12 protein-coding genes are annotated in these 14,545 nt (G+C 60.4%); 7 read left to right on the top strand and 5 right to left on the bottom strand.

The genetic code is table 11. The annotated features are described in order from the left end of the window. Positions 1 to 99: 99 nt before the first annotated feature. Positions 100 to 2,043, top strand: a complete 1,944-nt coding sequence (locus ABD833_RS09645; protein WP_345072618.1) for a KUP/HAK/KT family potassium transporter — start codon at positions 100 to 102, stop codon at positions 2,041 to 2,043. 191 nt (positions 2,044 to 2,234) lie between these two features. Here the strand turns inward: ABD833_RS09645 and ABD833_RS09640 are convergent, their stop codons facing one another. Then, on the bottom strand, positions 2,235 to 4,061 hold the full coding sequence (locus tag ABD833_RS09640; RefSeq protein WP_345072617.1) for a M61 family metallopeptidase: 1,827 nt from the start codon (positions 4,059 to 4,061) through the stop codon (positions 2,235 to 2,237). Positions 4,062 to 4,281: 220 nt separating this feature from the next. Here ABD833_RS09640 and ABD833_RS09635 point away from each other — a divergent pair, with 220 nt between their 5' ends. From ABD833_RS09635 to ABD833_RS09620, 4 genes are all read left to right on the top strand, one after another. Further along, the gene (locus tag ABD833_RS09635) at positions 4,282 to 4,998 is read left to right on the top strand and encodes a C40 family peptidase (RefSeq protein WP_345072616.1); all 717 of its coding nucleotides are present in this window, start codon (positions 4,282 to 4,284) and stop codon (positions 4,996 to 4,998) included. 626 nt (positions 4,999 to 5,624) lie between these two features. Continuing rightward, positions 5,625 to 6,065, top strand: a complete 441-nt coding sequence (locus ABD833_RS09630; protein WP_345072615.1) for a DUF2147 domain-containing protein — start codon at positions 5,625 to 5,627, stop codon at positions 6,063 to 6,065. Between the two features lie 120 nt (positions 6,066 to 6,185). Continuing rightward, a complete protein-coding gene (locus tag ABD833_RS09625) occupies positions 6,186 to 6,626 on the top strand; it encodes a DUF2147 domain-containing protein (protein ID WP_345072613.1) in 441 nt (146 codons plus the stop codon). A 281-nt stretch (positions 6,627 to 6,907) separates the two neighbouring features. Continuing rightward, positions 6,908 to 7,543 (top strand): hypothetical protein, encoded by a 636-nt coding sequence (locus ABD833_RS09620; protein ID WP_345072612.1) that lies wholly within the window; start codon positions 6,908 to 6,910, stop codon positions 7,541 to 7,543. A 107-nt stretch (positions 7,544 to 7,650) separates the two neighbouring features. Here ABD833_RS09620 and ABD833_RS09615 read toward each other — a convergent pair whose 3' ends face one another. Then, complete coding sequence (locus ABD833_RS09615) at positions 7,651 to 9,666, bottom strand: M1 family metallopeptidase (RefSeq protein ID WP_345072611.1); 2,016 nt, start codon at positions 9,664 to 9,666, stop codon at positions 7,651 to 7,653. A 145-nt stretch (positions 9,667 to 9,811) separates the two neighbouring features. On the opposite strand from ABD833_RS09615, the gene ABD833_RS09610 reads away from it, so the two are divergent. After that, the gene (locus ABD833_RS09610; protein WP_345072610.1) at positions 9,812 to 12,037 is read left to right on the top strand and encodes a T9SS type B sorting domain-containing protein; all 2,226 of its coding nucleotides are present in this window, start codon (positions 9,812 to 9,814) and stop codon (positions 12,035 to 12,037) included. Positions 12,038 to 12,115: 78 nt separating this feature from the next. On the opposite strand, the gene ABD833_RS09605 is transcribed toward ABD833_RS09610, so the two are convergent. The 3 genes from ABD833_RS09605 to ABD833_RS09595 form a co-directional block, all read right to left on the bottom strand. Beyond that, complete coding sequence (locus ABD833_RS09605) at positions 12,116 to 12,763, bottom strand: cytochrome c oxidase subunit 3 (RefSeq protein ID WP_345072609.1); 648 nt, start codon at positions 12,761 to 12,763, stop codon at positions 12,116 to 12,118. A 154-nt stretch (positions 12,764 to 12,917) separates the two neighbouring features. Beyond that, on the bottom strand, positions 12,918 to 13,253 hold the full coding sequence (locus ABD833_RS09600; protein ID WP_345072608.1) for a hypothetical protein: 336 nt from the start codon (positions 13,251 to 13,253) through the stop codon (positions 12,918 to 12,920). Further along, a complete protein-coding gene (locus ABD833_RS09595; protein WP_345072607.1) occupies positions 13,246 to 13,497 on the bottom strand; it encodes a hypothetical protein in 252 nt (83 codons plus the stop codon). Before ABD833_RS09595 ends, ABD833_RS09600 begins: the two co-directional genes overlap by 8 nt. Before the next feature lie 226 nt (positions 13,498 to 13,723). Between ABD833_RS09595 and ABD833_RS09590 the strand changes: the two genes are divergently transcribed. Next, positions 13,724 to 14,518 (top strand): TapB family protein, encoded by a 795-nt coding sequence (locus ABD833_RS09590; protein WP_345072606.1) that lies wholly within the window; start codon positions 13,724 to 13,726, stop codon positions 14,516 to 14,518. The last annotated feature ends 27 nt before the right edge of the window (positions 14,519 to 14,545 follow it).

Genomic DNA, 14,545 nt, shown 5'->3' with positions numbered 1-14,545 from the left:
GCTACCGGAGGCGCAAACGGGCTGAGACGTTTCGTTTCAGCCCGTTTGCGTTACCTTTGGCCGCTTTAAAAACACGCCTGTTCCTCTTTTACTTTTCTCATGGACGCCAAACACCGGCACACCGCCATTTCGACCGCAGGCCTGCTCATTGCCCTGGGCATCATCTACGGCGATATCGGCACCTCGCCCCTGTACGTGATGAAGGCCATTGTGCCCGAGCTCATTGACCCGCGGCTTGTTCTGGGCGGTATTTCCTGCGTGCTCTGGACGCTGACGCTCCAGACTACCATCAAGTACGTGCTGCTGACGCTGAACGCGGACAACAACGGGGAAGGCGGCATCTTTTCGCTCTACGCCCTGGTACGGCGGCGGGCGACCTGGCTCACCATTCCGGCCATCATCGGCGGGGCGGCCCTGCTGGCCGATGGCGTGATTACGCCCCCGATTTCGGTAGCCTCGGCCATTGAAGGGCTCAAGCAGGTGTATCCCTCCCTGACCCAGGATACCATTGTCTACATCGTTATTGCCATCATTGGCGGGCTGTTTCTGCTGCAAAGCTTCGGCACCCAGATTGTGGGTAAAGCCTTCGGACCGATCATGCTGCTGTGGTTCAGTATGCTGGGCGTGCTGGGCGTGAGCTGGATCGTGCAGAACCCGATGATTCTGAAGGCGGCGAATCCTTACTACGCCTACGAGCTGCTGGTGGAATACCCCGGCGGTTTCTGGCTCCTGGGCGCCGTATTTCTGTGTACTACCGGCGCGGAAGCCCTGTATTCGGACCTGGGCCACTGCGGCAAGGGCAACATCCGCATCAGCTGGATTTTCGTCAAGTCTGCGCTGGTACTCAACTACATGGGCCAAGGGGCCTGGCTGCTGTCCCACCAGGGGGAGCAGCTCAACGGCCGCAACCCGTTTTATGAGCTGATGCCGTCGTGGTTTCTGCTCATCGGTATCGGCATTGCCACCATTGCCGCCATCATTGCCTCGCAGGCCCTGATTACGGGCTCGTTTACGCTGGTGGCCGAAGCTATCCGCCTGAACCTGTGGCCCAAGGTGAAGCTCAACTACCCCACCGACGTGAAGGGGCAGCTCTACGTGCCCAGTATGAACCGCCTGCTGCTGCTGGGCTGCGTCGGGGTGGTCCTGTACTTCCGCGAGTCGTCGAACATGGAAGCGGCCTACGGACTGGCCATCACGCTCACCATGCTCATGACCACGCTGCTGCTTACCGTCTGGCTCCGTTCGCGCCGGGTACCGATGGTCGTGGTGGTGCTGTTTGCCCTGATTTATGGCGGCATTGAAGCCTCCTTCCTGGTAGCTAACCTCATCAAGTTTCCCCACGGCGGCTGGGTTTCCCTGGCTATTGGCGCGGCCTTGATGGCGGTGATGTATACCTGGCTGCGGGCCTACTACATCAAGCGCCGGCTCACGGAGTTCGTGAAGATTGAGCCCTACATGGAAGCCCTCAAGCAGCTTAGCAGCGACGAATCGGTACCGAAGTATTCCACCCATCTGGTGTTCATGACCTCGGCCGAGCGGGCTTCCGAAATCGAGTCCAAGATCATCTACTCCATCTTCCAGAAGCGCCCCAAGCGGGCCGACATCTACTGGTTCGTGCACGTGGATACCACTGACGAGCCCTACACGATGGAATATAAAGTGGTGGAGCTGGCCCCGGACGATGCCTTCCGCATCACCTTCCGCCTGGGCTTCCGGGTGGAGCAGCGCATCAACCTCTACTTCCGCAAGGTGGTGGAAGACCTGGTTCGCAACAAGGAAGTAGACATCACCTCGCGCTACGAGTCGCTCAGCAAGCAGCACGTTACCGGCGACTTCCGCTTCGTGGTGCTGGAGAAATTCCTGTCGGTGGAAAACGATTTCCCCGTGGTGGAAAAGCTCGTGATGCAGGCCTACTTCTACATCAAGCAGTTCATTGCCTCCGAAGACAAGTACTTCGGCCTCGACACCAGCTCGGTGAAAGTGGAGAAGGTGCCCCTCGTAATTACGCCGGTGCGCGACGTGGCCCTGAAACGGGTGATGTAGCCAGGCTGGAGACTTCTCCTTACCTGCAAGCCGAATTCCCTGCACCAGCCCTGACGCCCCGCGTCAGGGCTTTTTTTTATATCAGTGTAGTCGCCCAACAAAAAGCCCGATTCAATGTGAATCGGGCTTTTTGTTGGAAATCAACGCTGAGCTTATCCAATCAGACCGTCATACGCAGTAAGCATGACCAGTTAAAGCGACCTGCCTCTTTGCTTCGTCACCGGCAGCCACTTGTTGAGTACGCGCTGCTGCTGCTCGGTAGGATTGGGCAGCCGCTCGATGCGGTAACGCTGAGTCGTGCCCGCCACCAGCGGGATAGTTACTTCCTTTATCTGGCCGTCGCGGTTTACCAGCATAGCTACCTGAGCCCCAACGGGCGCGCCAACCAGGGCTTTGTTAGGGTCGTCGGTAACGCGGGTGCCGTTCAGGGCCAGGATTTCGTCGCCGACGCTCAGTCCGCCCTGCCAGGCGCTGCCGTCGCGGACCACGCTGCTCACGGTGTACTTACCGCCCGCCGGGCTCACATTGGCGCCCAGCACGGCGTCGGTAGTTACCGGCGTGCTGGTAAGCTTGAGGCCGGCGTAGCCCAGGGCCGTACCGTAGTCCAGCGTCTGGGTGCCGTACACGTGGTTGCGGAAGAAGTCGTCGAAGCGGCGGCCGGCCACTTTAGCCACGGCATCCTGGTATTCGGCATCGGTGAAGCCGCGGCCCAGCTTCTGGTAGTACTGCGCGTAGAGGTAGCGCATCACGTCGTCGAGGCGTTTGTCGCCGTTGGTGGCGTTGATCACCATCAGATCGAGCACGGCCCCGATAACCTCGCCCTTGTCGTAGTAGCTGATACCGGTGTTGGCCGAGTTCTCATTAGGCCGGTAATACTTGATCCAGGCATCGAAGCTCGACTCAGCCGCCGACTGCAGCTTGTTGCCGGGCGTGTTCTCCACCCGGCCGATACCGTTGCTCAGGTCGGCCAGATAAGCGTCCGGGGTCAGGAAGCCCGCCCGCTGCACAATCAGGTTCGAGAAGTACTCGGTGCCGCCTTCGCTCACCCATAGCATGCGGGTGTAGTTTTCCGTGTCGTAATCGAAGGGTCCCAAAGCTACCGGCCGGATGCGCTTCACGTTCCAGAGGTGGAAGTATTCGTGGGCTACGAGGCCCAGGAAGCCCTTCCAACCCGCTTCCGAGCTGTAGGAGTTGCGTGACACCGACAGCGTAGTGGAGAACAGGTGCTCCAGGCCGCCCGTACCCCGGTCGATGTTGTGGATGATGAACAGATAGCGGTCCAGCGGATTCTGGCCCACTACCCGGTGAGCTTCCTCGCATACCTCCTTCATGTCGCGCAGCAAACGGGCTTCATCGTACTGCACCGTGCCGAACATAGCCACCGTGTGCGGCGTGCCGTTGGCCTCAAACGAGAGGATCTTCTGGTTGCCGATTTCGATGGGCGAGTCCGCCAGCTCATCGTAAGAGGCCGAGCGGAACGTGAAGGGCGCGCCGCCCGGCACGGGCTTCAGGCTGGTGCTGACCTGGGCCCAGCCCGGAGCGGGCTGCACGGTGAGCGTACTGGGCAGCTTTACCTCGTCGGCCGGATACATAAACACGCTGGTGCCGTTCACGTAGCCGTGGGCGGCGTCGAGGAAGCTGGTGCGCACGCTCAGCTCGAAGGCGTATACGCGGTAGCTTACCGTAAAATCCCGGGCTTTGGGATGGTAGATGCGCCAGGTGTTCTTGGCCACTTTCTCCGTGCGCAGGGTTTCACTGCCGGCTTTGGCCGTCAGACCTTCCACGCCTTTGGCAAACTCCCGCACCAGGTAAGAGCCGGGGGCCCACACGGGCATTTTCACGTCGGTAAACTGTTTGCTGAAGCCGGCTAACGCCATTTCCACCTCAAAGTAGTGGGTTTGCGGAGCCGGCATAGCCAGCGTGTAGCGGAGCGTGGCAGCGGCCCAAACGGGCGTGAACTGACTGAGCAGCAACACCACGGCCACGGCCAGCAGTCGGCGAAAGAAAGAATGCATCATGCGGGAAAAGATGAGAAAATAAGAAAAAACAACCCTGCGCGGGCAAGCGCCACTATCCTGACGGCAAAATCCAACCGGGGTTGCAAGATACAAGCGAAACCCAGCCGCGCCGCTGCCTATCCGGCTACCACCTTCCCAACCCCAGAAACCCCGATCCAACCTTCTCCGTTAGGGCAGTGCGGCCTATTCCGCTTTCTCCGGGGTTTGTGTCGGTTACCTTATGCGTTACGTCTGGCTTACTTTCTTTGCCCTGGTCACGGGAATTCTGGCGGTTGTGGGCTGGCAGCACTTTGGCTCGTCCTCCCAGCGGGCAACAGACTCCGGGCCGGCCCCGCTGCGGTTTAGCGCCGCCCCGGATACCACCCCAGGTGCCGGGCCCCAGACGCGCATGGCTTCCCTGATAACCATCAGCCCTTTGCCCCAGGCCGATAGCCTTATTCACTTTGCGCTGCAGCAGCTGGGGTCCCCGTATAGCTATGCCGGCACTACTCCCACCGGCGGCTTCGACTGTTCCGGCTTTCTGCTGTTCGTGTATGGGCGCTTCGGCATTGCCGTGCCGCACTCCACGGCGCTGCTCATCGACACCGGCCGGCCAGTGCCCCGGGCGCAGGCCCGCCGGGGCGACATGGTGGTTTTCACCGGCACCGCCACCACCTCCACCACCCCCGGGCACGCCGGCATCGTGATTTCGGAGCCCGGGGAGCCGCTGCGGTTTATTCATTCCTCCTCCGCCCGGCGTGAATCGGGGGTGAAGATCAGCCAGGTAGAAGGCACGGGCTACGAGCGGCGTTTTATGGGAATCCGGCGGGTGCTGGGCGAGCAGCCGGGGGCTGATAAAACGGCCGCAGCGACGACCGAACGGGTTAAAGAGAAAGTAAAAGCCAAATCGGCAACGACGACTTCCAGGCAGAAGTCCATTGGGCCAGCGCAGCGGTAGGCCCGTGCGCTGCACAGGTAAGGGGTACAAAAAAACGATGCCCGGTCGCCTGTGCAAAACCTCCAGAGAGGCTGCTGGGCGAACCGGGCATCTAATCCTTCAAATCTTACCAAGCGGCGAAGCTGGGGTACAGCCCCGTCATCCTTTGTGTAAGACCTTGCCAGAATGCGGGAAAAAGCCGGAATTGAGCTGGTTCCGCGCGAAAGCTGTTGTTAGGCGCGTCCGGCGGTGAAGCGGACTACATTCGACAGGCTTGGCAGGATTTGTTTGGGACTACTAGACATTGTGTACCTCCTTTCTTTAGATCCGACATGCCCCCGCCGGCGCTACCCAGCAATTTAGAGCTGCTTGGGCGGGGTCGTAGCACTCACTACTGGCTGGTAAAGTTAAAAGCCCCCCGGATGGTTCAAAATTAAAAACCCTTTATTTTAGCCCGGGGGACATCTTATCCACCATTATCCTGACTATCAGCCGCTTCTTTTTTCCGAAAGTTGCCGGTTTTGGGGCATCTGGCATTTCGGCCTCAAACTTGCCATTGGACTCTTCAACAGCCTTCTGGGCGGCCGGGCGGCCCTTCCAGCGTTTCCCTCATCTTTTTTTCCAAAAACCCACCATTGCTCCTCTCCATGAAAAAAACCCTGTTCCTTTGTCTGACCATGCTGCTGGGCTTCACTGGCCTGGCCTCGGCCCAGAAACTCTCTCCCCTCGGCATCTGGACGAATGCAGAAAAGAAAGCGACGTTTGAAATCTACCAGAGCGGTAATAAACTCTATGGCAAGATCGTGTCGCTGACCGTTCCCAACGACCCGGCTACCGGCAAAGCTAAGCTCGACTCCCAGAATCCGGATCCGAAGCTGCGCAACCGGCCGCGTATGGGTCTGGTGTTCATGAAAGACTTCGAGAAGGATAGCCAGAACAAGTGGGACGACGGCACCATCTATAACCCGGAAGATGGCAAAACGTATTCCTGCTACATGAAAGTCCTGAATGCCAACACGATGGAGGTAAAAGGCTACATCGGCTTTTCCCTGATCGGCAAATCCCAGACCTGGACGCGGATCAGGTAACCACCGCCACCCCAGGCTGCAGCAAAGCGACGTTCCAAACTGGAACGTCGCTTTTTTTGTTACCTTCCCAATTCCTCCCGCCCCTCCTTTTTCCGCCGATTTTTCTTCTTTCCTTTCCCCTTGACTTCCCTGCTGTTTAGTCTGCTGCTCTGGCTACTGGCACCGTTGAACCGGCCAGGTCAGTCGCCGGTACCCCTTGGGGTGTGGGCTGACGATACGGGCGATACGCATACTGAAATCTACCGCTGCGGCGAGCGGCTTTGCGGGCGCGTTGTCTGGCTCCGCGTTCCGCAGGACCCGAATACCGGCCGGCCCAAGCTGGACCAGCGCAATCCCAGCCCCGACCGGCGTAGCCAGCCGCTGCAGAACCTGATAGTCCTGCAGGGACTGCGCTACAACCCCGATGCCGAGCGTTGGGAAGATGGGCAGATTTATGACCCCACCAGCGGCCGGACTTACTCCTGCTACGTGAGCCTGAATACCAAGGATCAATTGGAAGTGAAGGGCTACATTGGCTTCTCGCTTATTGGTCGTTCCCACTACTGGACCCGGGTGCGGTAAGGCCGGCAGCAAGACCTGGTACTGAGCAGACGCCCAACTCCTGAGCTTAGCTACCTCCCGCCGGTTTTTAGTGGGCCGGGCTTACCTCGGCCTAAGCCGGGCCGGAAACCTGTTGACCTTAGCTAGCTGATAGCTACCGCGCACGGGATAACGCCCCAATTTGCCACTATAAATATTTGGATAATTTTATTGGTTTAATCACGACGAAATGATTTGTCCGCAAGGGCTGGCAAAAACTATTTCAGCAAGCTGATGTTCATCACTAAACTGCTCCAGCTCCCTTGTTCGGATTTTTAAAACGTATTCTGCCTATTTCTGAGCCCCAGGAAGCGGCGCAGTGGCGGCCGTTGGCACGTACGCCCAACCAGGTGCAGGCCCATGATCAATGGGTGAATGAGCAGGTGTACCTCAACTGGATGGGCCCTTATTTCAAGGCGTATCACTTTCGCAAAACCGGCGTGTGTGGTCGGGGGTTGCGGGTGCAGTTACTCAACGAGTGTGGGCGACAGGGGGCCTTGTTTTTCTTTGACCCCAGCATCGGGCCCGGCAACTTCCGGCACCTGTTCGATTTTGTCCGCGACCGGGTGCTGGCTTTGGGGTACAACCTTTCTACTTCGGATCAGCGCACGCTTCGTCATGACCGCTACACCGAAACCATTGACAAGCATTTCCTGAAGCCCCAACCCAAAGACTGTACGCAGTCCGGGCGTTGCAACCAGCAGTTTGGAACTGTTACGGTAGATATGGTAAGCGTAAACGGGCAGCCGGGCTTCATCCGCTTTTCGGCCAACGCCTATCATGACTCCATTTTCACCTCCGCCCAGTCGTTCGACGAGCTAATGGATAGCGTGTTTAACCTGCCCCCGGCCCCCGAGGAAGTACAGGCCCGCATTCAGCAGTACGCCAACGCCAGATAACCATTCCCGCGCCCATCCGGCGAAAGAACCGCTGGCTCACCTGCCCGCATCAAAAAATCCCCGGCAGAATCTGCCGGGGATTTTTTGATGCGGGCAGGTGAGCGCCGCTACTCGCGCACGAAACGGGCCAGCGACACCTCCCCTTCAGTGGTGGTGAGGCGCAGATGATACAGCCCGGCGGCCAGGGCCCGGGTATCGAGTCGGGGCTGCGCGGAGCTGACGGTCTGCCGGAGCAGCACCCGGCCGGTAGCATCGGTAACTTCCGCCTGGGCCGGGCGGGCACTCAGGGCAGTGAGCCGGAGCACGTCGCGGCACGGATTGGGATACACCACCAGCGGGGCCGGCCGGGAGGCTACCTGACTGGCCAGGATAAGGGCATTGTCGCGCACCACGGTGCCCGCTCCGTTCAGAATCCACTGGTCAGGGTCGACCTGGATACTGGTTACCGTGCCGGCAACGGGTACCGTGAAGGAAGAGACCATCTGGCTTTGGCGCAAACGTACCAGCTGAGTGCTGCCCGAGCTGAGCGTAATCCGGTAATCAACTTCCGTGTCGAAAAACGGGGTTACGGCCGGCATCGAAACTGACTCCGTAGTACGCAGGTACAGGTCGTTGCCGGCCTGGTTCCAGCGCACGGCAAAGGTTGGAAACCCTTCGCCCGCGTACCACTGCTGAAAGAAATAGGCCAGCGAAGTTCCGGCCTCGGCTTCAACGATGCGCTGCAGGTCGCGGGTACGGGCCGTGCCGCCGCCGTAAGTGGTCTGGTACGTGCGCAGGGCCCGGAAGAACTTCACATCGTCGTGGAGCAGGTAGCGCAGCATGTGCACCACGGCGGCCCCCTTCTTGTAGGAAAGACGGCCGCTGAAAATCCGGCCGACGTTGGTCGTGTCCCGCACCTGCACACTGCCGCCGGGAACCTGCATCGTGGTGGCATGCGCATTATTCATCCAGGCCCGGGCCGAAAACGGGGCCGTGCTGGCAAAGGCATTGAGGGCGAGGTACTCGCCATAGGAGGCAAAGCCTTCGTTGAGCCAGATATCCTGCCACGAGGCGCAGGTCACATGGTTGCCGAACCACTGGTGAAACAGCTCGTGGGCCGTCAGCGTGAAGGTGAAGCCGTCCTGCGTGGTCATCGTCTGGTGTTCCATGCCCCCCCCGATGGGAGCCATGCTATGACCATATTTCTCGCTGGCAAACGGGTACAGTCCGACCAGGCTGGAAAAGTTTTCAATAAAGCCGGGCGTACGGTCCAGCTCCACCTGGTACCTGGCCTGGGCAGCGGCGCTGTACAGATAGTTCACGATGGGAATCCGCGGGCCGCCGGCCGGGTTAGCATAGTTGGTATATTCGATGTAGGGCGCGACGGCCACTGAAATCAGGTAGTAGGCAATAGGCTTACGGGACTTCCATTCGTAGCGGCTCTTGCCGTTGGGCCGCGGCGTGACCCGCTCCAGCGTACCATTCGAGCCCACCTTGTTGAGGCTGGCCGTCGTGACCCAGACGTCCGAGGAGTCGGCTTTATCGGTCAGAATCTGCTTGCAGGGCCACCACTCGTAGGCGTTGAAGGGCTCACTCAGGCTCCAGGTTACGTTTACGCCGTAATCGGTTTCGAACTCAGTGTCGAGGGCATTGCCGATGGCGGCGGAATTGCCGTTGGGGGCCGTACCGCGGTAGTAGATATAGGCGTTGAACAGGGAATTAGCCGCCACCGCCTGGGCCAGGCCCACCGTCACGTCGCCAGCGACGCGACGCAGGCCGGGACTTTTACGGCCGTTCACCACTACGGAATCGATAATGAAGGTGGGGTACAGCTCGAAGGACAGGGAATCGAGCGGCTGCCCCTGGGCCAGGGCCTGCATCCGCACGGCACCCGACACCGTGCGGGCATTGTTTTCCAGGGCAATGTCGAGCTTATAGTATTTCACATCGTAGCGTTCCATCTTGCGGGCATGCCGCACGGTGGTGGCAGGCTGCCGCAGGGCCGACGCCTGGTGCATCTGAGCACAGCTCAATCCCGCGTCGCTGAGCTCAGGCGTAGGAATAGGGTGGGGAGTCAGGCTCTGGGCCCCGGCGGATACCGCCAGGAACACCCCCAACAGGGTTGAGTAAAACAAACGCTTCATAGAGGGAATTTGGGAAATGGGAGGGGCAGCACCGAATGGGCTGCCAAGGTACGCAGCCCGCCAGATAAACCTCCCCTTACCGGGGCGGGTTCCGCGCTGGCAGTTGTATCTTTCAGGAGCAACTCACGGACCAAGCCGCTTGCCGATGCTACCTCGTATCCTATCGCTTCGTAAGATCACCCTATGCCTGACGCTGCTTGTGCTGGTCAGCTGGAGGAGCCAGGCCACCCACATCGTGGGCGGCGAGTTAGACCTGCAGCACGTGGCGGGCAGTCGGTACCGGATTTCCCTGAATCTGTACTTCGATGCTATCAAAGGCAACCCCGGAGCCTTAGACAATGACCTAACAGTCAGCCTGTTTGAAAAGAGCTCAAACCGGCGGATGCAGGACGTGGTGCTGCCCCTGACCGGCAATTCCTTCGTGACCTATTCCAACGTGGCCTGCACCGTACCAAGCCTGAGTACCCGCCGGCTGGTCTACTCCCGTCTGCTTGAACTGCCGGCGGGGACCTACACCAGTCCGGCGGGGTATTATGCCGCGGTGGAGCGCTGCTGCCGCAACAACGGCATCAGCAACATCCAGGACCCCGGTGATTCCGGCCAGGCCTTCTACCTGGAGTTTCCGGCCGTCGTGCGGAATGGACAAGCGTTTATCAACTCCACTCCCCAGATATTCCCCCCCCTGAGCGACTACGCCTGCCGGGGGGAGCTGTTCTACTATGACTTCGGGGGGCAGGATGCCGACCAGGATTCGTTGGTATACGAGCTGGCCACGCCCCTCAACGGTCATTCAACCCCGGGCCTGCCCAAGCCGGCAACGGCGGCTCCGGCCCCCTACACCCCGATTCTGTGGCAGGCGGGGCAGAATGTGCTGAATCAGATTCCGGGTAATCCGGCCCTGACCATCGGCCGGCAGACCGGCCGGCTGCAAGTATTGCCCACCCGGCTGGGCCTGTTCGTTTTCGGCATCAAATGCTCGGAATACCGCCGGGGTATCAAGATCGGGGAAGTGCGGCGCGACTTTCAGCTGCAGGTGCTGAACTGCCCGCGCAACACGACGCCCAGCATGAGCGTGCTGGTTTCGGGGAAGGGGCAGCCCTACCGCCCGGGCCTCGACACCCTGCGGCTGACGCCGGGCAGCAACCGCTGCATCACCCTGCGCTTCACGGACCCCGACCCGACCACGACGCTGAGTCTGACGCTGAACCCGGTGAACTACACGGGCGTGCTGCCCACGTTGACTCTGCTCAAAGGGATGGTACGCACCCCCGGAGCCCCCGATACGCTGGTGTCGCGGCTGTGCTTTCCGGAGTGCATCAACACCCGGGGGCAGGTTTTTGTGCTCGACGTAGTTGTGGCCGACGACGGGTGCAGCCTGCCCAAGCGGGACACGGTGCGGATAGCCTTCACCTCCGTGCCCGACCCCAACTTCAACCCGGTTATCAGCACTACGGCGGGCCCGACGCTGCCTCTGCGGGCGCGTCCCGGCGACCTGATCAGCTTTGCGCTCACGGGCACCGATCCGGATAAGGACCCGGTAACGCTCGAAATGCGGGGGCGGGGGTTTTCTGCCGCGGCGTTTGGGGCGCAGCTGGCCCAGACCCCCACCAGCACCGAAACCCGGGGCGTCTTCACCTGGCGGGTAGAGTGCCCGGCGGTGAATAAACCCATCTTCGAGTTTGAGTTCACCGCGGCGGCTACCCCCTGCAACGAGCGGCAGGCGACCAGCCTCGTCGTCCCCATTCAGATCGACTACTCGAATACCGAACCCCAGCTTACCACCAGTCTGCCGCCGGACTCGGCGGGGCGCCCCCCGGTGATCCGGCGGCGGCTGGGCGAAGTATACGAAGCCACCCTGACCGGCGTGGACCCCGATTTAAATCCGCTGGTCCTGACGGCTGCGGGCCGGAGCTTTGAGCTGGCCGCGGTGGGCATGCGCTTCACGTCCCGGAACGGGCCGGGGCGGGCCACCGCGCTTTTTCGCTGGGACCCAACCTGCGAAGCGGTGCAGTTGAACAGTCTGGAGGTTACTTTCCGGCTGCAGGAAACCACCTGCCTGCCGCTGCCCCAGACCCGTACCGTGCGCTTCGAGGTTATGCCGCCCGAGGCGCCGCCTTTTCTGCCACCCAACATCTTCACCCCCAATGGAGACGCCCTCAATGCCTGGTTCACCCTGCCCAACCTGCCCCCGGATTTCTGCGCGTCCCGCCTGGCCACTATCAAGATTTTCAGCCGCTGGGGCACCGAAGTGTATAGCACCGCCGACCGGACCTTTAAGTGGGATGGCGGGGGCCTCCCGGCGGGCGTGTATTTCTACCTCATCGACTATACTGACAAACGTTTCAAGGGCACGGTGACGATAGCCCGCTGATTTTTGGCCCAACGAAGAAGCCCTGACCATTTTCATGATCAGGGCTTCTTTGTCGGGGTATAACCGCCAGGAAAACGCTCAGTACAAAAACAGGAACAGCGCAAACAGCACGACCCAGAGCCCATCGATAAAATGCCAGTACAAACCCAGCATCCGCAATTGCATCCGGCGGTAGGGGTTGCGGATGAATACCAGACTGCGCACCGCGTCGCGCGAGGCGTGCAGGGTGCGCAGCAGCAGCGAAAGCAGAAACAGCATGCCCCCGAGCAGGTGAGCCACGTGCAGGGCCGAAATCAGATAGACGTAGGTGCCGCTGGCGGCCCCGGTGAAGAACACGCCCTGGGTTATCAGCTCGCGCCAGCCCAGCACCTGCAAACCGGTGAAGATGCCGCCCAGCAGTAGCGTAGCTGCCAGGCAGCGCGCCAGTTTCACCATATCATCCTGCCGGTAGATGCGCTGGGCCTGGCTGAGCGTATAGCTACTGGCCAGCAGCACGATGGTGCTCAGGGAGAAATAGCGCGGAAACGGATGTAGCCCACTGGGCAGGCTGCTCAGATGGCGGGTTTGGGCATACGCCGCCACCAGAATAATAAAGAGCACCGTGATACCCGCCATTCCCAGATACAGCAGCATGAGCAGCGGGGGCACCCGCTCGATGCGGGCAAAAGTCGATGCGGGCGCCCCGGCCCCCACTTTGTCTCTGCGTTCTGGGTCGGAATTCATCATGGGGAAGGTGGTGAGCAACGTATCTTCTGGCAAACCAAACAAGAGGCCATAAGTTCCGCTCCCAACCACTCTCTCCCCCTGCCGGCCTCCCGATAAGATACGCAAAAACCCTGCCTCCGGACCGTCAAGATTTCGGTCTTTTGGGCCCGGAGGATCAGGAAAAAAAGGAGCCTATTTTTCCCAGTACGGCATGGAGCGAAATCTTGGGCGTGCGCGCCGTGCCGAAGGTCACGTAGGTCTTGCCCGCCACCCGCAGATCCAGAATCAGCCCGAGCTGCCGGACCACGTCATTGATCTGCTGCAGCGGGTCAGGCCCCGGGGCTTTCGGCTTTTTCTCCCCCGGGGGCCCGGGCGGACCAGCCGTGAGCTTATCGAGAACGCGCTGACTCGGAATGTTTAGAATAAGGTAAGTACCCGAGCCCGCCAGCTGGATATCGTCGCCGGCGATGGAAATGACCAGCCGCGCTTCAACCTCGAGGCCGCTAGCCAACGGTGGTCGGGTTGGCCGGGGGCAGCTGGGGAGTAGCGGCGGGCGGATTTTCGCCCCGGGTGCGAATGCGTACCGAGCCATTCAGGCGCCAGGTGGCGGGCGCCGCCGATGGATTCTGAGGATTGGGCACCTGCAGCTCCATCTGGTCGAAGGCGCAGGACAGCTCTACGCCCCCCGAAAGCTTGGCCAGCAGAGAAGCGGCCATATCGGCGAAGTTGCTGGAGGATGAGGAAGAATCAGCCATGGATTGAGGGAATAAAGAAAATGAAAAGCAGCGTACCCGAAGAACGGGACCGGGCGGCACAAGTTACGGGCTCAGGCGGGTGTTGCTACGCCATGGCCGATAAAAAGCCTCTGGCAGGGCTTTTGCCTGAGAGGTCGTTACTGCTCCGCCCCGCGGCGGAGCGGGTTAAAATCTAAACCGGCCGGGCTGCGTATGTGGCCCAACGCCCGATCTTATTTCCTGCTTCATGAAAATTCCTGCTCTGCTGTCCTTTCTGCCCCTGCTGACTCTGGGAGCCGCCCATGCCCAAGCCCCCACCGCTGGCACCGACACGGCGGCCGCGACGGCCCGGGCTACGGAAGCCAGTGCCGCCTGTGCCCACCCCTTTGGGTTATACGACAACATGGAGCTGCTATATAAGGTAACCAATGCGGCGGGCAAATCGACCGGGGAGCTGCGCCAGCGGGTGGTGCGCCTGGGCTCGGAAATGAACAAGAAAAAGACCCGCGCCACGACGACGGTGCTGCTCAAAAGCGGCCGGTACGACGAGAAAAACCGCTTGTCTTCCCAGCAGGACCTCACGTTTAACTGTTCCCGCGACACCACTTTTACCGATGGGCTGACCCAGTTCGACCCCGAAAGCCTGAAGTCGTTCCGGGACCGGATATTCGACTTCGCGCCGGTAAATATCGCGTGGCCCAATCAGCCTACCGTCGGCAGCAAGCTGCCGGCTGGCGGCTCTCAGATCCAGGTTCGCAGCTCGGCGGTAGATCTGGCCAAAGTGAGTACCATGGTGCAGAAGCGCCGCGTAGTAAGTGGCCCCGAAGCAGTGAAAACACCCGCCGGTACCTTCCAGTGCTACAAAGTGGAATCAGAGCGGGAGTCGATGACCAGGGCCCGCGCCGACGTAGCCTTCCGCACGACGGTACGCCTGGTTGATTACTACTCGCCAACCGTGGGCGTGGTGAAAACCGAGGTGTATGATAAGAAGGGCAAGCTGGCCGAAACCCGGACGCTGGCGGCTATTTCCAAAGGCAAGTAGCGGGCCGGCCGGAAATCCGTATTTTCG

The sequence above is a fragment of the Hymenobacter fastidiosus genome (assembly GCF_039539565.1).
GTDB lineage: Bacteria > Bacteroidota > Bacteroidia > Cytophagales > Hymenobacteraceae > Hymenobacter > Hymenobacter fastidiosus.
The sequence above is the reverse complement of the archived record's forward strand: the minus strand, read 5'-3'. Positions and strand labels throughout refer to the sequence as shown.